Here is a 16,441-nt window from a genome sequence, read left to right on the forward strand (position 1 = left end):
AGTCTGGTGAGTCTGGAGGGGTGGGTCAGGCCGCGTCGCGGCCGCGGGCGATGGCGACGATGCCGGTGCGGGCGACCTCGATCAGCCCGACCTCGCCCATCAGCTCGACGAACTTGTCGATCTTCTCGATCCCGCCGGTCACTTCGAACACGAAGCTGGTGGTGGTCGCATCGACGACGCGGGCCCGGTAGACGTCGGCGAGGCGCAGCGCCTCGATCCGGTGGTCGCCGGTGCCCTGCACCTTGACCAGCGCCAGCTCGCGCTCGACGTGCGGGCCTTCGGCGGTCAGGTCGCGGACCTTGTGGACGGGCACCAGCCGGTCGAGCTGCGCCACGATCTGCTCCAGGATCGCCGGGCTGGCGCTGGTCACGATGGTGATGCGGCTGACCGCCTTGTCGGCGGTCACCTCCGACACGGTCAGGCTCTCGATATTGTAGCCGCGCGCGGTGAACAGGCCGGCGATGCGGGCCAGAATGCCGGGTTCGTTGTCGACGATCACCGCCAGCGTGTGGCGTTCGGCCTTTTCTTCACGGATATGCACGTTCGCGTCACCCCGGCGGCGGCCGGGGGCTCCCTGTTGAGAAGATGTCCTTTGGCAGCCCGCCCCGGCCGCGGCCGGGGCGGCGGACGGATCAGACCAGCGCCTTGGCCTCGTCGTCCATCGTGCCCGACACTTCGTTCGCCTGCAGGATCATGTCGGTATGCGCCGCCCCGCTGGGGATCATCGGGAAGCAGTTGGCGAGCTTCGCCACCCGACAGTCGACGATCGCCGGGCCGTCATGGTCCAGCATCGCGGCGATGCCGGCATCCAGATCGTCCGGCTGCTCGATGCGGATGCCCTTCCAGCCATAGGCCTCGCCCAGCTTCACGAAATCGGGCAGCGAGTCCGAATAGCTTTCGGCATAGCGGCTCTCATAGGTCAGCTCCTGCCATTGGCGGACCATGCCCATATATTCGTTGTTGAGGATGAAGATCTTGACCGGCAGGCGATATTGCGTCGCCGTCGCCAGCTCCTGGATGTTCATCTGGATCGAGGCCTCGCCGGCGATGTCGATGACCAGCGCCTTGGGATTGCCGAGCTGCGCGCCGATCGCGGCGGGCAGGCCGTACCCCATCGTGCCCAGGCCGCCGGAGGTCAGCCATTTGTTGGGCGATTCGAAGCCGAAATGCTGCGCGGCCCACATCTGGTGCTGCCCGACCTCGGTGGTGATGATCGGGTTGCGGGCATGGGTCGCCTGCCACAGCGCACGGATCGCGCGTTGCGGCATGATCTCGGTGGTCGAGTCGGGGAAGGACAGGCAGGCCTTGGCGCGCCATTCGGCGATCCGGGCCCACCAGTCGCGCGTGTCCGGCTTGGGATGCTGGCGCGCCTTCCACACGCGGACCATGTCCTCCAGCGCATGGCCGACATCGGCGACGATCGGCAGGTCGATCCGCACCGTCTTGTTGATCGACGAGCGGTCGATATCGACATGGACCTTGCGGCTGTTGGGGCTGAACGCGTCGAGCCGGCCGGTGACCCGGTCGTCGAAGCGGCTGCCGAGCGCAATGACCAGGTCGGCCTGGTTCATCGCGTGATTGGCCTCGTAGGTGCCGTGCATCCCGAGCATCCCCAGCCATTGCGGCGAGGAGGCGGGAAAGGCGCCCAGGCCCATCAGCGTCGAGGTGACCGGCGCGCCGGTGATCCGCGCCAGTTCGCGCAGCAGTTGCGACGCGGCCGGACCCGAATTGATGACGCCGCCGCCGGTATAGAGGACCGGACGCTCGGCGGCGGCGAGCATGTCGACCACCTGCTCGATCGCGCGCGGATCGGCCTTCACCGTCGGGCGATAGGTCTTGTGCTGGATCGGGCCGGGCTTGGCATAGCGGGCGGTGGCGACCTGCACGTCCTTGGGGATGTCGACCACGACCGGGCCGGGCCGGCCGGAGGTGGCGATATGGAATGCCTCGTGGATCACCGGGCCCAGCTTGGCCGGGTCCTTCACCAGATAGTTATGCTTGCTGCAGTGGCGCGTGATGCCGACCGTGTCCGCCTCTTGGAAGGCATCGGTGCCGATCAGCGCGGTCGGCACCTGGCCGGTGATGACCACCATCGGGATCGAATCGAGCAGCGCGTCGGTGATGCCGGTGACCGCATTGGTCGCGCCGGGGCCGGAGGTGACGAGCACGACGCCCGGCTTGCCGGTCGAGCGCGCATAGCCCTCCGCGGCATGGGTGGCGGCCTGCTCGTGACGGACGAGAATGTGCCGGATGCGACGACCATCGCGCGCGGCCCGGAACAAGGCGTCGTAGATCGGCAGGACGGCACCGCCCGGATAGCCGAACACGACCTCCACGCCGAGATCGCACAGCGCCTCGACCAGAATGTCGGCTCCGCTCTTCTCGGTCACGTCTCGTCTCCTCAGGTCTTGGAAAGTGGAGGTGCCGCTACCCAAGCCGCTGCACTGCGTCAACCCAAAAGACAGATTATTTCTTCGAAATCCGATTCCGAGAAACTTTCTTTTCTAGTCCAGGTCGCGGGGGGCTGGTGGCGGAACCAGGTATATTGCCGCTTGGCATAGCGGCGCGTTGCCAGCCGCGCGCGCGCCAGCGCTTCGTCGTGGGAGAGCGTGCCGTCCAGCATGGCCGCGATCTCGGGCACGCCGATGGCGCGGCGGACGGGCGCGTCGTCTGGCACGTCGGTCCGCGCCAGCAGCGCGGCGACCTCTTGCACCGCGCCACCATCGAACATCTCGGCAAGCCGCCGGTCGCAGCGTTCGATCAATCGCGCCTTGTCCGGCAACAGGATGGCGGCGGACACGGCGATCCGGTCGCCGATCCCGCCATGGCGTTCGGCCTGCCAATCGCGCAGCGGCCGGCCGGTCGACCGCACCACCTCCAGCGCGCGGGCGACACGACTCGTGTCGGCGGGGGCGAGGCGGGCGGCGGCGTCCGGATCTTCCCGCGACAAGGTGCGATGCGCCTCGGCGACGGGCAGCGCGCGCACCGATTCGCGGATGGCGGGATCGATCTCCGGCACCGGCGCGATGCCGTCGATCAGCGTGCGCAGATAGAGACCAGTGCCGCCGACCAGGATCGGCACGCGGCCCGCCGCATGAGCCCGGTCGATCTCCGCCGCCGCGTCCGCCGCCCAGCGCGCGGCGGAACAGGAGTCCGCGCCGTCGATATAGCCGAACAAGCGGTGTGGCGCGCGCGCCTCTTCCTGCACGGAAGGGCGGGCGGAGAGGATGCGCAGGTCGCGATAGACCTGGCTGGCGTCCGCGTTGATGACGATGCCATCGGTGCGTTCGGCCAGTGTGATCGCCAAAGCCGACTTGCCGCTGGCGGTCGGCCCTGCGATGAGCGCGACCCTTGGCAGGGGAGTAGAGATGTTCACCGCGACGCTGATAGCAGATGGGCGCCTGCCCGCCGACCTTTCCGTTGTCGTCGACGCGCTGGAGCGCGCGGGCTGCGCGCCGCGGCCGGTGCGGTGGATCGACCAGGGCAGCGCCGCCGACATCGACTTCGCCACCGACCCGGCCGCCGCCCGCGCGGCGCTGGAGGGACGGGTGGCGGCCACCGACGTGGTCGTGCAGCCGAGCGAGGGGCGCGAGAAGCGCCTGCTGGTCGCCGACATGGATTCGACCATGATCACGGTCGAGTGCATCGACGAACTGGCCGATTATGCCGGGATCAAGGCGCAGGTCGCCCAAGTCACCGAGGCGGCGATGCGCGGCGAGCTGGATTTCGAGGGGGCGCTGGACGCCCGAGTCGCGTTGCTCGCCGGGCTGGACGAGGGCGCGATCGACCGCTGCCTGGCCGAACGGGTGACGATCATGCCGGGGGCCAAGGCGCTGGTGCGGACGATGCGGGCGCGGGGCGCGCGCTGCGTGCTGGTGTCGGGCGGCTTCACCCGCTTCGCCGAACCGGTGGGGGCGGAGATCGGCTTCGACCGGGTGATCGCCAACCGGCTGCTGGTCGAGGGCGGCGTGCTGACCGGCGCGGTCGCGCGGCCGATCGTCGGCGCGGCGACCAAGGAGGCGACGCTGCGCGAAGAGGCGGCGGCCATGCCGCTGGCGCAGACGTTGGCGGTGGGCGACGGCGCCAACGACCTGCCGATGATCCGCGCGGCGGGGCTGGGCGTCGCTTATCGCGCCAAGCCGGTGGTCGCGGCGGCAGCGGCGGCGCGGATCGAGCATGGCGACCTGTCGGCGCTGCTCTGGGCACAGGGGATCGCGCGACGCGACTGGGTGATGGACTGATCGCCGGGGACAGGTCCGGGCTGCCGGGCGTTGATCGTTGATCGTGAGCCATGATCGATCGTGTTCCCCGGCGAAGGCCGAGGCCCGGCTGGTGAGCAGGGGATGCACTTGCGCGCCGGTTCTCCATCCGGGCTCGTGCCCCGCAGATGCGAGGCATGGGGCCGGATCTTCCGGTTTCCAGTCTCGCCGCGACATGCGCATGGGGGGGCATTCCGGTCCCGGCCTGCGTCAGCGATCAGCGTCCCCCGACTGGACCCCGGTTTTCGCCCGCGAAGCAACGGCGCTAGATCGTGACCTTGGCTTCTCCGCTCGAACGGTCCTGCGATGATCGACCGGCGGCGCCTGTTGATCGGCGGTGGCGCGGGTCTGGGGCTGACGGTGGCCTGGGGGCTGTGGCCGCGCGACTATCCTGCGGCGTTGCCGACCTTGCCGGGCGAGCAGGCGTTCGGCGGCTGGCTGACCATCGCCAGCGATGGCCGGGTGATGGTGGCGCTGCCCCAGACCGAGATGGGGCAGGGCAGCTGGACCGGGCTGGCGCAGATCGTCGCCGATGAACTGGGCGCGGACTGGCGGACGGTGGGGGCATTCCCAGCGCCGATCACGCCCTTCTATGCCAACCCGGTCGGCCTCGATTCGCTGCTGGAGGGGATGCCGGCCGCCCTGCCGGACGCCTGGCGGGGCGGGGGCGGCGTGGACCCGGCCCCGATGCTCACCGCCGGCTCCAGCAGCATCCGGATGTTCGAGGAACCGGCCCGTGCCGCCGCCGCGACGGCGCGCGCGCTGCTGATCCAGGCGGCCGCCGCGCGCTGGTCGGTGGCGGCGGCGGACTGCACGACGCGCGACGGCTTCGTCGTCCACGGCGCGCAGCGCCTGCGCTTCGCCGACTTGGCGGCGGCGGCGGCGCATCAGGCCCCGCCCGCCGAGCCGCCGATCGGGCAGGGCGGCGCGGGTCGGCTGATGGGCCAGCCGCTTCCCCGGCTGGATTCGCCCGCCAAGGTGGATGGCTCGGCGAACTTCACCGCCGACATCCGCCTGCCCGACATGGCCCATGCCGCGATCCGCCAGGGGCCGATCGGCGACAGCCACCTGGTTGCGATCGATCGGGCGGCGGGCGAGGCGGTGCGCGGCATCGTCGCGATCGTCGAGGAACCGGACACCGACCGGCCCCGCTGGGTGGCGGCGGTCGCCGCGACCGGTTGGGCGGCGCAGCGGGCGCTGGACGCGCTGCGGCCGCGTTTCGCCACCACCGGACCGCGCATCGACGATGATGCGATCGCCACGGCGCTGGCCCGGGCGCTGGCCGATACGGGGCGCCGCATCGCAGGCGAGGGCGATCCCGACGACGGGCCGGCGGCCGCGCGCACGCTGACCGCCGAATACCGGGTCGCGGCGGGCGTCCATGCCGCGATCGAGACGACGGCGGCGGTTGCCGCCTTTGCCGACGGGCAGTTGCAATGCTGGGTGCAGACCCAGGCCCCCGGCCTCGCCCGCCGCGCCGCCGCCCAGGCCGCTGGCCTGTCCGAACGCCAGGTGGTGATCCATGCCATGCCGGTCGGCGGCGGCTTCGGCGCGGGGCTGGACCATGCGGTGGTGGCGCAGGCGACGGTGCTGGCGATGCGGCTGAAGCGCCCGGTCAACCTGGTCTGGTCACGCGGCGAGACGCTGCTCCACGACCGCTACCGCCCGCCCGCCGCCGCGCGCATGACCGCGCGACTGGGCGCAGGGGGCGCCATTCTTGGCTGGCGGGCGCGCATCGCGACGCCGCCGGTCGGCGCTGGCCTGGTCGAGCGCCTGCGGCCCGGCGGCCTGTCGGCGCTGGCGATGCGGCTCGACCCGGCCGACCGCTATGCGGTGGCGGGGGGCGCGCCGCCCTACCGCCTGCCGGCCTGGGCGGTCGACCATCATGTCGCCGAGCTGCCGCTGCCCACCGGTCATCTGCGCGGCGGCGCGCACGGCTATAGCTGCTTCTTCACCGAGAGTTTTCTCGACGAGATCGCGCATGAGGCCGGGGTCGAGCCCTTGTCCTGGCGGATCGGAATGCTGGGCCAGAACCCCCGCCTGGCGCGCTGCCTGTCCACCGCCGCATCGCTGGGGGGCTGGGAGGGGGGCATCGCGGGCAGCGGGCAGGGGATCGCCGCCCACGCCTTTCGCGACAGCACCATCGCGGTGATGGCGGAGGCGCACTGGCGCGAAGGCCGCCCGGTGGTCGACCGGCTCGTCGCGGCGGTCGATTGCGGCCGCATCGTCAATCCCGATCTGGTCCGCCAGCAGATCGAGGGTGGGCTGATCTTCGGCCTGGCGCACGCGCTAGGGGCCGCCACCGGCTTCGACCGCAACCTTGCGACCGTCCGCGGGTTCGACCGGCTGGGACTGCCCCGGCTGGCCGATACGCCCGACCTGACGGTCGAGCTGATCCGGTCGGACGAGGCACCCGGCGGCGTCTCCGAACTGGCGGTGCCGCCCGTCGCCCCCGCCATCGCCAATGCGCTCGCCGCCTCGACCGGGCTGCGCGCCCGCACCTTGCCGTTAAGGAGTGAAGGATGATCCCGCCCGGCCACCCCGCCATCCCGAAGCCCCGGATCGGCGTATTGCTGATCAATCTCGGCACGCCCGACGCCGCCGACGCGCCGAGCGTGCGTCGCTATCTGGCGGAATTCCTGTCCGACCGCCGCGTGGTGGAAATCCCGCCGATCGCCTGGCAGCCGATCCTGCGCGGCATCATCCTGCGCACCCGGCCGAAGAAATCGGCCCATGCCTATCAACAGGTGTGGCGCGACGACGGCTCGCCGCTCGCGGCTTTCACGCGGCGGCAGGCCATGGCGCTGGCGGGGGCATTCGGCGACGGGGTGATGGTCGACTGGGCGATGCGCTACGGCCGGCCGGCGATCGCCGAGCGGCTGCAGGCGATGAAGGATGCCGGTTGCGAGCGAATCCTGATCGCGCCGCTTTATCCGCAATATTGCGCGGCGACGACCGCCACCGCCAACGACAAGGCGTTCGCGCATCTGGCGACGATGCGCTGGCAACCGGCCATCCGAACGCTGCCGCCCTATCATGACGATCCCGCCTATATCGGGGCCTTGAAGGATTCGATCGAGGCGTCGCTGGCGCAGCTCGACTTCAAGCCCGACGCGATCATCGCCAGCTTCCACGGCATGCCGCAGCGGACGCTGGAGCAGGGCGATCCCTATCACTGCCATTGCCGCAAGACCGCGCGACTGCTCGGTGCGGCGATGGGACGCGACCTGATCGTCGCCTTCCAGTCGCGCTTTGGCCGCGCCAAATGGCTGGAGCCGGCGACGGACACGACGCTGGAGGCTTTGCCGGCGAAGGGCGTGCGCAAGGTCGCGATCGTCGCCCCGGGCTTTTCCGCCGATTGCCTGGAGACGCTGGAGGAGCTGGCGATCCGCGGCCGCGAGAGCTTCGAGGCGGCGGGCGGCACCCATTTCGCCTATCTGCCCTGCCTCAACGACGAGCCCGGCAGCATCGCCATGTTGCGCAGCATTTTGGCGCGGGAGCTTGAAGGCTGGGTGAGGGTGCCGTAGCGTCACCTAAATCAAACGGGAGAGGCTGAATGGCACGGGTTGCGATCGTCACGGGTGGTACGCGCGGGATCGGCGAGGCGATCAGCCTTGCGCTGAAGGAGGCCGGCATCACCGTCGCGGCCAGCTATGCCGGCAATGCGGAGCGCGCCGCCGCCTTCACGGAGCGGACGGGAATCCCGGCTTATCAATGGGATGTCGCCGATTTCGACGCATGCCAAGCTGGTTGCGCGCAGGTCGCGGCCGATCTGGGCCCGATCGACATCGTCGTCAACAATGCCGGCATCACCCGCGACGGCACCATCCTGAAGATGAGCTATCAGGCGTGGAAGGAAGTGATCGACACGAATCTCGGCGGTTGCTTCAACATGGCCAAGGCGACCTTTCCTGGGATGCGCGAACGCAAATGGGGCCGAATCGTCAATATCGGCTCGATCAACGGCCAGGCGGGGCAATATGGCCAGGTGAATTATGCCGCCGCCAAGTCGGGCATTCACGGCTTCACCAAAGCGCTGGCGCAGGAGGGCGCACGCGCTGGCGTGACGGTCAACGCGATCGCGCCGGGCTATATCGATACCGACATGGTCGCGGCCGTGCCGGCGGACGTGCTGGAGAAGATCGTCGCCAAGATCCCGGTCGGCCGGCTGGGCCAGGCGCATGAGATCGCGCGCGGCGTCGCCTTCCTCTGTTCAGAGGATGGTGGCTTCGTGACCGGCTCGACGCTGTCGATCAACGGCGGCCAGCATATGTATTGAGGACCGCGGCGGGGAGGGCGTGCTCTCCCCGTCAGGGCTGGCGGACACCGCCGCGCCAGTCCATGCCCGGCGCGGCAGGATCGGCATCTTCACCATTCTCTTCCGCAGATGAGGGGGCAACGCGGCGCGCTGACGAGGGCAGCGCCGCTGGCGAGATGCCCAAGGCGACGACCGGCAATCGGTGACCTATCGTGCCGCTCACCCGTACCAGGCAGGGGATGGCGGCACCGGGCCCGTTCACATCCCTGCCTTGGCGGGGTGGGCGAGCATCGCGCGAAGTCAATTGATAGACATGCGATGGTCCCGGCGCGGGCCAGGAATGCAATTGCCGGTTACAGGCGTCAAAAGGCCGGTTGCAGGGCCCGGCGCATATCGGCGGTGGTATAGGGTTTGGGCACGAAGATGCCGCCCTCCGGCAGGTCACCGTCACCGATCTCGCGCGTACCCGAGGTGATCACCATGCGCATGTCGGGTCGCGCCTGCCGCAGGGTAGCTGCCAGGTTCAGCCCGCAACGCTCGCCCGGCAGATCGATATCGGTGAACAGAGCAGCAATATCCGGACGGGCAGCGGCGGTTTCCAGCGCGCTCTTCGCGTCGCTGACGCCGATCACCTCATAACCCTCGTCCTCCAGCGTCATCGTCGCATGAAGCAGGATGAGTTGATCGTCCTCGACGACCAGCAGGACGGGTTTAGCTGCCATGCCCGTTGTAACAGGTGGCATTTTGACAGGTTCCAAATCTTAACCTTGTTTGTTCAACGCTTGGCCGCGGGGTTGGTTCAGCCGGCGAAGCGGCGCATGAACAAGGGGGCCGGCATCCGTCGACACCGGCCCCCCGCCCTCGATACGCTACGCGAGGGAACTCGTCAGTCGATCAGCGGCGGCAATAGCCGGGCCGGTCGGACCGGTCGATCGCCCGGCCCGCCAGCGCACCCGCGCCTGCGCCGACCAGCGTGCCGACGGTGCGGTCGCCGCGCGTGTCGATGGTCCGGCCAAGCAGGCCGCCGGCGATCGCACCGATGATCGCACCGCCCGTGCCGTCCTTGCACTTACGCTGGGCGCGATAGTCGCGCTCGCCATTATAATAGCCGCGCTCATAGGCATCGCCGCGATAGTGGCGATAGCGCTGAGCGTCCGCCGCGCTGACCGGAACCAGGGCCGACGCGCTCATCGCCAAGGCCGCTGCGGCGAGGGAAAAGGTCTTCATCATCGTTCGTCTCCCGATTACGTGGCGCGGCGGGCCGGGACCCGTCGTCCGATGACCCTCAACTGCCTGATTCGGCTTGACCGGACTCTGAATGCGGCCGTTATCGACGGTTCAGGCTTCTCGCCGCCGCCGCCTTGCGCCACAGGGGCGGCGATGACCCGCCCGCGCACTCTCGCCGTCCTGGCCGGCCTGTCGCTGTTCGTGAGCTGGTCGGGCGAGAATGGGATCGAGCGGGTCCGCCCCGCCGCGCGGGTCAGCGCCACGCCGGTGCCGCTGGCCGAATCCGGGCCCGGCCGACGGCGGGTCGGGGCGCTTGCCTATCTGGGCGGCGTCCGGCTGACCGCCGACGATCCGGCGTTCGGCGGCTATTCCTCGCTGATGGTCCAGGGCGACCGGTTCACCCTGCTGAGCGACCTGGGCGACGTGCTGCACTTCACCCTGGGGGCGGGCTGGCGGCCCCGCGCCGTGCGATTCGCCGACCTGCCGGCGGGGCCCCGCACCGGCTGGACCAAGCGCGACCGGGATAGCGAGTCGATGACGGTCGATCCGGCGACGGGCCGGGTCTGGGTCGGGTTCGAGCAGTTCAACCAGATCTGGCGCTATGGACCGGGCTTCGCGCCCCCGGCGCAGGGCGTCGCTCCGGTCGCCATGGCGGGGTGGAAGGACAATGGCGGCGCCGAATCGATGGTCCGCCTGCGCGATGGCCGCTTCGTGGCGATCAGCGAGACGACGCGCCCGCCGGGCGGGGGGACGGGGCGCGACGCGCTGCTGTGGTCCGGCGATCCGGTGGCGCAGCCGGTGCCGGCTTTCCGTTTCGTCTATCATCCCGCGCCGGGCTTCGACCCGTCAGACATGACGCAGTTGCCCGATGGTCGGCTGCTGGTGCTGGAGCGCCGCTTCCAGTTGCCGTTCCGCTGGTCGAATCGGCTGGTGCTGGTCGACCCGGCCGCGATCCGGCCGGGGGCGGCGGTGACGGGCCAAGCGGTCGCGACGCTCAAGGCGCCGCTCATCCACGACAATTTCGAGGGCGTCGCGGCGGTGCGCGAGGGCGAGGCGACGATCCTGTGGCTGGTGTCCGACGACAACCAGCTGCCGATCCAGCGGACCTTGCTGCTGAAGTTCCGGCTGGAGGCGTAAGGTCGGGGTTTGCGATCCGCCCGGCGGCGGGTGAATCCGGTCGAACGATCACCCATGCCCCTGCCCGCGCGGGTGCTTGCGCAGGAACGCCGCCGCCAACGTCGTTCCCCACCGCTTCGCGTGCTCGCGGCAGGCCTCAAACGCGAAAAGCCCGCCGGGCCATGCGGCCGGGCGGGCGATTCGATCGGTTCGGGCGAACCCTTAGGCCGCAGCGGCCTCGGTCGACGCGCGCTTCTTGATGATGTCGCGCTTCAGACGGCGGCAGCGCAGCGACAGCTTGTCGTCGCTGGTCTTGACCAGCCAGTTGTCGAGACCGCCATTATGCTCGACCGAGCGCAGGCCGTGCGTCGAGACGCGCAGCTTCACGCCGGTTTCGAGGGCGTCGGAGAGCAGCGTGACATTCTGCAGGTTGGGCAGGAAGGTACGCTTGGTCTTGTTGTTGGCGTGCGAAACGTTGTTTCCCACCTGCCGGCCCTTGCCGGTCAGCTCGCAGATGCGCGACATGATCGAATATCCTGGTTTCGGGGTTGCCCGGAAAGGCCGCGCGATTACGGGACGGCGGCGGATGAGTCAACCGAAAGGTGAATTCCACCCCGGCGATGACGGCCGACCGGTCATGCAACGCTTGGTCTTCCGGCGGCGTTGTTACGCGTACGATACCGATCACGAAAGGGTTTTCCGAATGCGCGCGTTGCTGGTCCTGGTTGCCCTGGTCGCGCTGATCGTCGCGGCGCTGATGTATTTCGGCATCATCTCGATCGACCAGACGCGCCCCGCCGTCGTCCAGGCGCCGGCCTTCCAGGCGGATGTCGCCAAGGTCACCGTCGGCACGGAGAACAAGACGGTCGCGGTGCCGACGATCAATGTCGAGAAGCCAGCGAACAGCCAGGCGCCCAACTAAGCCGCGAACCGCCACGGCTTTACGCGTCGCGGCGGACTGGGGCAGGGGGGCCGCATGATCCCCTTGCCCGAGCCGATGCGTCAGGCGCTCGCCGCCGCCGCCGCCGCCGCCGAGGCCGGCGAAGTGCCCGTCGGCGCGGTCGTCATGCGGGGCGGCGAAACGATCGCCGTGTCCGCCAATGCGCCGCGAGCGCTGCACGACCCGACCGCCCATGCCGAAATGCGGGTGATCCGCGACGCGGCGGCGCGACTGGGGCGCGAGCGGCTGGAGGAGTGCGACCTGTGGGTGACGCTGGAGCCCTGCGCGATGTGCGCGGGCGCGATCGCCCATGCGCGGATCGGCCGGCTCTATTATGCCGCCGCCGATCCCAAGGGGGGCGCGGTGGAGCATGGCCCCCGCCTGTTCGGCCAGCCGACCTGCCATCACCGGCCCGAGGTCTATGCCGGGATCGGCGAGGCCGCCGCCGCCGCCTTGCTGCGCGACTTCTTCGCGGCGCGGCGGTAGCGGCGGTCTCGGCGCGTCAGAAGAACAGCTTGCGCACCGACAGCCGCACCGAACGGCCCAGCGGGTCGAGATAGCCGGGCTGGTAGCTGACCGGCGTCACCCCGTCAGCGTCGCGCACCCGCTGGCGCTGGTTGAACAGGTTGGTGACCGCCAGCGACACGCGCGCCCCGCGCATCCAGGGATGCGCCCGCACCCAGTCCAGCCGCCCGCCCAGATCGGCGAACAGCCGCAGGTCGAGCGTGGTCAGGTCGGAAAAGGCCAGCGTCTCCGCCGAAGTCAGGCCGTTGACCCGGGTCGGGCTCTGGTAATTGACCGACAGGCGCGCACCCAGGCCGTTGTTGACATAGCCGGCCTGGCCCTCGACCTCGTGCCGCGACTGGCCGCCCGAGGCGCTGATCGCGTCGCCGTTCAACAGGTCGAGCGACGGGCCGCCATTGGCCACCAGCAGGCGATTGGTGAAGTTCCAGGTGTGATAGACCGCGAATTGCAGCCGCCCGCCGCCCTGGCCGCGCCCGCCGAAACCACCGCCACGGAAGCCGCCGCCACCTCGGAAACCGCCGCCGCCGCCGCGCGCGTCGGGAGGTGGCCCGTCGGGGCTGCCGGGGGGCGGGGGTGGCGGCGCATCGCCGCCGGGACGCGCGCCGCCGGGCGGGCGCAGGCCGGCGAACGGATTGGGGCCGGTGCCGGCGCGATATGCCTCCAGATCGCGCTGGATCTTCGACTTGATCGGCCTGGAGAAGTTGATCCCCCAGCGTAGCTGGCTGCTCTGCGCCCGCGCGAAATTGACCGGCCGCGTGTCGATGCGCAGCAGGTCGCCATCGGCATCGCGGGTGAAGCGATCGGGAAAGGCCGCCTCGATCGCGGCGGTGGCGACCGGGAAGCTGCGGATCGGATTGTCGGTGCGGGTCTCGACATAATTGGCGGTCAGCGTCAGGTCGGTCGCCGCCCAGGGCTTCACGGTCACGCCGACCTTCTTCACATGCCGCTCGTCGGAGACCAGCGCCGGGTTGCCCCCGGTCACCGTCGTCACCGTGGCGGTGGTGCCGCGCACATAGTCGAACACGCGCACGCCCGGCGTGGCGATGGTCGGGTTGCCCAGTTGCTGCGCGCTCGGCGCCTCGTCCTGGTCGGTGGCGGAGGCGATGATCCGCACCGCCGGGATGGGCGCCCAGTTGACGCCGTAGCCGGTGGTCACGAGCGTGCCGAAGTCGGACAGGTGGTTGACCGCCAGATTGCCGTTGAGCGAGAGGGTGCCGATCGCGCCCAGCACGCCGCGCGCCTTGCTGGCGATCGGCAGGTCGATATTGGCCTGGCCATTGGCGCTGTCGCGCGACACGCCGCCGCTGCTCGCCACGCCGCCCCGGAAGCTGGCGGCGCTGAAGTCGCTGGTGCTGGCGCCGGCGCGCAGGCTGGTCGTCACGTCGCCCGCCGGCAGCCGGAACGGGCTGCCGGTGACGAGCAGGTCGCCGCCGCCCTGGCTGGAGACGGAGCGGGCGCGATTGGCGGCCAGTACGTTCAGGTCGCCGGGCAGGAACGGGCCGTCGACGCCCACCATCCCCGCGTCCAGCCGGGCCTGGAAGCCGCCGGGATCGAGGCCGGTGTCGGTCAGCGTGGTGGTCGCCACGCGGTCGTAATTGCCGGTGAACGACCAATTCCATCCCGCCCCCAGCACGCCGTTCAGCGTGCTGCCCAGATGGGTGGTCCCGCTGCTCGTCCGCTGCGCCAGCGGCAGCACGCTGCCGTCGTCGGGATAGCGGGTCACCGCCGTGCCGTCCGGCGCGGTCAGCGTCACGCCGGGCAGACCGAACTGGCTGGTCGAGTCGCTCAGCTCGTAGCGGCCATTGAGCGTCGCCGAGACCCCCAGCACCGGCCGCGCGACGATGCCGTTGACGCTGAAGTCGCGGGTCGAGGGCAGCAGCGTGCGATAGGGCGTCTGGTTGAAATTGCTCGCGCCCGGATCGTCGCTCGCGCGTGGATCGATGCCGCGCTCCGCCTCGGTCAGCGATGTCGCGCGCTCATATTCCAGGTGCAGGTTGGTGCGCGTGTCGCGGCGGATCGCCAGCAGGTCGGCCTCGCCCTGCGCGTCGTTGCGGCCGCCGGCGGTCGGCACCCGGTCGGCCGCCTCCAGCGTCGCGGCGCGGAAGCGGCGGCGCAGGACGATGTTCACCACCTTCTGGTCGGCGGTATAGCCATATTTCAGCGACACCTCCTCGGGCAGGATCTCGACGCGCTGGATCGCCTCGGTCGGGATGTCGCGGATTTCCTGAAAGCCGGAAATGCGCCGGCCGTTGAGCAGCACCACCGGCGCGCCACCCTGGCCGCGCCCGCTGGTCGTCTGCGGCGACAATTCGTTGAGCAGGTCGGCTACCGAGTTGACGCCGTAGGAGCGGATGTCCGCTGCACCCAGGGTCTGGTCGGGCGGGATGTCGCCGATCACCGATCCGGGCAGCTTGCGCGAACCGGTGACCACGATGTCCTCGCCGGCGTCGTCGGCTTCCGGCTCGGCCGGCTCCGCCGCGGCGGCGGGCGTGGACGGACTCGCCGGCGGCGCGGCCTGTTGCGCGCGGACCGGATCGGAAATTGCGAGGATCGCGAGGGATGCTGCCCACCATCTGTTCATGGCCGCGCCCGCTAGCGGATAATTGTCGCAGGATTATGCCGAACCGCGATCCCGCTTCGTCCAGGCCGCCGCCGCGCCCGCCAGCACCAGCGCCCAGCCCCAGCCGCGCCCCCGGCGGAGCGCGCCCAGGCCCCCCGCGGTCGCGATCGAGGCGAGCAGCCCGGCCCGCCCGGCGATCCGATCCGCCGCGACGAAGCCGCCCAGGCCGGTCGCGTGCGGCCCCGGTGACGGGGCGGGGGCTTGCGGCGTGCCCAGCCCGCTGGCCTTCGGCGCGCCGGTGACGCTCCGCTCCAACCCGGCGATCAGCTCCGCGCCGAGCAGCACGACATAGGCTGACAGCCACAGCCAGGTCAGCATCACCACGATCGCCCCCAGCGAGCCATAGGTGGCGTCATAGCTGCCGAAATTCGCGACATAGAGGCCGAAGCCGACCGTCATCGCCAGCCAGCAGAGCGTCGCGACCACCGATCCCGGCGTCAGCCACGCCCAGTGCGCGGCGTGCCGATCCGGGCCGAAGCGATAGAGCGTCGTCGCCCCGCCGACCGCCAGCCCGGCCAACACCGCATAGGATGCCAGGGTGAGCAGGTGCGGCACGACGCTGGGGGCCCAGGGCGCGAGCGTGCCCAGCCAGGTCGCCAGCGCGATCGTCGCCATCGCGCCCAGCATCAGCACCACCGCGCCCGCCGTGATCGCCAAGGCCAGCGCATATTGGCGGATGATGCCGCGCGTCTCCGGCACCTCGAACGCAACGTTGAGCGCGGCGATCACCGCGCCCGCGCCCTTCATCGCGCCGTAGAGCGCCAGGCCCAGCGCGAGGATCAGGCCGAAGCCCTTCTTGCCGCCTGACGCCTCGACCACGGTCAGCAACTGCTCGCCGACCAGCCGGGCGACCTCGCGCGGCATCACGTCGGTCAGCGCGGCGATGCTCTTGCCCACGGTCTGCGGATCGGCGGCCAGGCCATAGGTCAGCACCACCGCGCCGAGCAGCGGCACGATCGACAGGAAGGCGTAGAAGGCGACGCCGGCCGCGATCAGCGAGATGTTGTCGCGACCCGATGCCGCCCAGACCTGCTTGAGCACATCCCACCAGCCCCCCGGCGGCCGCGCCCAGAGCGCGGCGATCCGCGACGTCGCGCGATCCATTGCTTTCCTCCCGAATCGTCCTGACGTTGCCCGACCAAACCGGCGGGAGGCCGAGAGCGTTCCGGCCCGGTTGCGTATACCGGCCATAGGGCGCATACCGGCCGCCACGTCAGTCGCTTGCCGACGGGAGCGTCAGTCCTGTGCGCCCCTGCCTCTCCCCTCTCGATCCGGAGCCTGACCATGGCCGACGATGCCCAATTCTACCGTGCCCGCGCCGAGCAGGAGCGCGCCAACGCCCAGGCCGCGCGGCTCGACAATGTCCGCGAGCGCTGCGACCGCGCCGCCACCACCTGGGAGGCGATGGCGGTCCGCGCCGAGCAGACCCAGGTCCGCCGCGCCGCCCGCGAAGCCGCCACCGCCGAAGCGCGGGCGGCGGCCCTGCAGGACTAGGC

The 16,441-nt window shown here is 70.5% G+C and carries 17 protein-coding genes; 8 read left to right on the plus strand and 9 right to left on the minus strand.

The features are described 5' to 3' along the window. Positions 1 to 25: 25 nt before the first annotated feature. The 3 genes from ilvN to miaA form a co-directional block, all read right to left on the minus strand. Positions 26 to 541 (minus strand): acetolactate synthase small subunit, encoded by a 516-nt coding sequence (gene ilvN / locus GGQ96_RS08100; RefSeq protein WP_184113429.1) that lies wholly within the window; start codon positions 539 to 541, stop codon positions 26 to 28. A gap of 91 nt (positions 542 to 632) precedes the next feature. Further along, positions 633 to 2,390, minus strand: coding sequence for an acetolactate synthase 3 large subunit (locus GGQ96_RS08105; protein WP_184113431.1), 1,758 nt, complete (start codon positions 2,388 to 2,390; stop codon positions 633 to 635). A 59-nt stretch (positions 2,391 to 2,449) separates the two neighbouring features. Continuing rightward, entirely contained in the window at positions 2,450 to 3,376 is a 927-nt protein-coding gene (gene miaA, locus GGQ96_RS08110) for a tRNA (adenosine(37)-N6)-dimethylallyltransferase MiaA (RefSeq protein WP_184113433.1), read from the minus strand. Between miaA and serB the strand changes: the two genes are divergently transcribed. The 4 genes from serB to phbB all read left to right on the plus strand — a co-directional run bounded on the left by serB (position 3,369) and on the right by phbB (position 8,538). Continuing rightward, complete coding sequence (gene serB / locus GGQ96_RS08115; protein ID WP_184113435.1) at positions 3,369 to 4,241, plus strand: phosphoserine phosphatase SerB; 873 nt, start codon at positions 3,369 to 3,371, stop codon at positions 4,239 to 4,241. The genes miaA and serB overlap by 8 nt on opposite strands. Before the next feature lie 324 nt (positions 4,242 to 4,565). Further along, positions 4,566 to 6,785 carry a xanthine dehydrogenase family protein molybdopterin-binding subunit gene (locus tag GGQ96_RS08120; RefSeq protein ID WP_184113437.1) on the plus strand — a complete coding sequence of 740 codons (2,220 nt, stop codon included), beginning with the start codon at positions 4,566 to 4,568 and terminating at the stop codon, positions 6,783 to 6,785. Next, positions 6,782 to 7,786 carry a ferrochelatase gene (gene hemH, locus GGQ96_RS08125; RefSeq protein WP_184113439.1) on the plus strand — a complete coding sequence of 335 codons (1,005 nt, stop codon included), beginning with the start codon at positions 6,782 to 6,784 and terminating at the stop codon, positions 7,784 to 7,786. Before GGQ96_RS08120 ends, hemH begins: the two co-directional genes overlap by 4 nt. A gap of 29 nt (positions 7,787 to 7,815) precedes the next feature. Then, positions 7,816 to 8,538: an acetoacetyl-CoA reductase gene (gene phbB / locus GGQ96_RS08130; RefSeq protein WP_184113441.1), complete on the plus strand. Its 723-nt coding sequence runs from the start codon at positions 7,816 to 7,818 to the stop codon at positions 8,536 to 8,538. Between the two features lie 31 nt (positions 8,539 to 8,569). Here phbB and GGQ96_RS08135 read toward each other — a convergent pair whose 3' ends face one another. From GGQ96_RS08135 to GGQ96_RS08145, 3 genes are all read right to left on the minus strand, one after another. Next, positions 8,570 to 8,779 (minus strand): hypothetical protein, encoded by a 210-nt coding sequence (locus GGQ96_RS08135; RefSeq protein WP_184113443.1) that lies wholly within the window; start codon positions 8,777 to 8,779, stop codon positions 8,570 to 8,572. 100 nt (positions 8,780 to 8,879) lie between these two features. Further along, positions 8,880 to 9,275, minus strand: a complete 396-nt coding sequence (locus tag GGQ96_RS08140) for a response regulator (protein WP_184113445.1) — start codon at positions 9,273 to 9,275, stop codon at positions 8,880 to 8,882. Positions 9,276 to 9,411: 136 nt separating this feature from the next. Further along, the gene (locus tag GGQ96_RS08145) at positions 9,412 to 9,747 is read right to left on the minus strand and encodes a glycine zipper 2TM domain-containing protein (RefSeq protein ID WP_184113447.1); all 336 of its coding nucleotides are present in this window, start codon (positions 9,745 to 9,747) and stop codon (positions 9,412 to 9,414) included. 150 nt (positions 9,748 to 9,897) lie between these two features. Between GGQ96_RS08145 and GGQ96_RS08150 the strand changes: the two genes are divergently transcribed. Next, on the plus strand, positions 9,898 to 10,881 hold the full coding sequence (locus tag GGQ96_RS08150; protein WP_184113449.1) for an esterase-like activity of phytase family protein: 984 nt from the start codon (positions 9,898 to 9,900) through the stop codon (positions 10,879 to 10,881). 201 nt (positions 10,882 to 11,082) lie between these two features. Here the strand turns inward: GGQ96_RS08150 and rpmB are convergent, their stop codons facing one another. Further along, positions 11,083 to 11,385, minus strand: a complete 303-nt coding sequence (gene rpmB / locus GGQ96_RS08155) for a 50S ribosomal protein L28 (RefSeq protein ID WP_184113451.1) — start codon at positions 11,383 to 11,385, stop codon at positions 11,083 to 11,085. A 178-nt stretch (positions 11,386 to 11,563) separates the two neighbouring features. Here rpmB and GGQ96_RS08160 point away from each other — a divergent pair, with 178 nt between their 5' ends. Next, positions 11,564 to 11,782, plus strand: a complete 219-nt coding sequence (locus GGQ96_RS08160; protein WP_184113453.1) for a hypothetical protein — start codon at positions 11,564 to 11,566, stop codon at positions 11,780 to 11,782. A 75-nt stretch (positions 11,783 to 11,857) separates the two neighbouring features. Further along, on the plus strand, positions 11,858 to 12,286 hold the full coding sequence (locus GGQ96_RS08165; RefSeq protein WP_184114161.1) for a nucleoside deaminase: 429 nt from the start codon (positions 11,858 to 11,860) through the stop codon (positions 12,284 to 12,286). A 16-nt stretch (positions 12,287 to 12,302) separates the two neighbouring features. On the opposite strand, the gene GGQ96_RS08170 is transcribed toward GGQ96_RS08165, so the two are convergent. After that, complete coding sequence (locus GGQ96_RS08170; protein ID WP_184113455.1) at positions 12,303 to 14,906, minus strand: TonB-dependent receptor; 2,604 nt, start codon at positions 14,904 to 14,906, stop codon at positions 12,303 to 12,305. 33 nt (positions 14,907 to 14,939) lie between these two features. Further along, on the minus strand, positions 14,940 to 16,049 hold the full coding sequence (locus tag GGQ96_RS08175) for a YihY/virulence factor BrkB family protein (protein ID WP_184113457.1): 1,110 nt from the start codon (positions 16,047 to 16,049) through the stop codon (positions 14,940 to 14,942). A 180-nt stretch (positions 16,050 to 16,229) separates the two neighbouring features. Between GGQ96_RS08175 and GGQ96_RS08180 the strand changes: the two genes are divergently transcribed. Continuing rightward, positions 16,230 to 16,439, plus strand: coding sequence for a hypothetical protein (locus GGQ96_RS08180; protein ID WP_184113459.1), 210 nt, complete (start codon positions 16,230 to 16,232; stop codon positions 16,437 to 16,439). Positions 16,440 to 16,441: the final 2 nt, after the last annotated feature.

It is taken from the genome of Sphingomonas abaci, assembly GCF_014199625.1.
GTDB lineage: Bacteria > Pseudomonadota > Alphaproteobacteria > Sphingomonadales > Sphingomonadaceae > Sphingomonas > Sphingomonas abaci.

Bases quoted from the DNA above. Each gene is read 5' to 3' on its own strand.
- serB (WP_184113435.1), top strand. From the start codon at position 3,369: ATGTTCACCGCGACGCTGATAGCAGATGGGCGCCTGCCCGCCGACCTT.
- GGQ96_RS08170 (WP_184113455.1), bottom strand. From the start codon at position 14,906: ATGAACAGATGGTGGGCAGCATCCCTCGCGATCCTCGCAATTTCCGAT.
- GGQ96_RS08145 (WP_184113447.1), bottom strand. From the start codon at position 9,747: ATGATGAAGACCTTTTCCCTCGCCGCAGCGGCCTTGGCGATGAGCGCG.
- phbB (WP_184113441.1), top strand. From the start codon at position 7,816: ATGGCACGGGTTGCGATCGTCACGGGTGGTACGCGCGGGATCGGCGAG.
- GGQ96_RS08175 (WP_184113457.1), bottom strand. From the start codon at position 16,049: ATGGATCGCGCGACGTCGCGGATCGCCGCGCTCTGGGCGCGGCCGCCG.
- GGQ96_RS08120 (WP_184113437.1), top strand. From the start codon at position 4,566: ATGATCGACCGGCGGCGCCTGTTGATCGGCGGTGGCGCGGGTCTGGGG.
- GGQ96_RS08150 (WP_184113449.1), top strand. From the start codon at position 9,898: ATGACCCGCCCGCGCACTCTCGCCGTCCTGGCCGGCCTGTCGCTGTTC.
- GGQ96_RS08180 (WP_184113459.1), top strand. From the start codon at position 16,230: ATGGCCGACGATGCCCAATTCTACCGTGCCCGCGCCGAGCAGGAGCGC.
- GGQ96_RS08160 (WP_184113453.1), top strand. From the start codon at position 11,564: ATGCGCGCGTTGCTGGTCCTGGTTGCCCTGGTCGCGCTGATCGTCGCG.
- rpmB (WP_184113451.1), bottom strand. From the start codon at position 11,385: ATGTCGCGCATCTGCGAGCTGACCGGCAAGGGCCGGCAGGTGGGAAAC.
- hemH (WP_184113439.1), top strand. From the start codon at position 6,782: ATGATCCCGCCCGGCCACCCCGCCATCCCGAAGCCCCGGATCGGCGTA.
- GGQ96_RS08165 (WP_184114161.1), top strand. From the start codon at position 11,858: ATGCGTCAGGCGCTCGCCGCCGCCGCCGCCGCCGCCGAGGCCGGCGAA.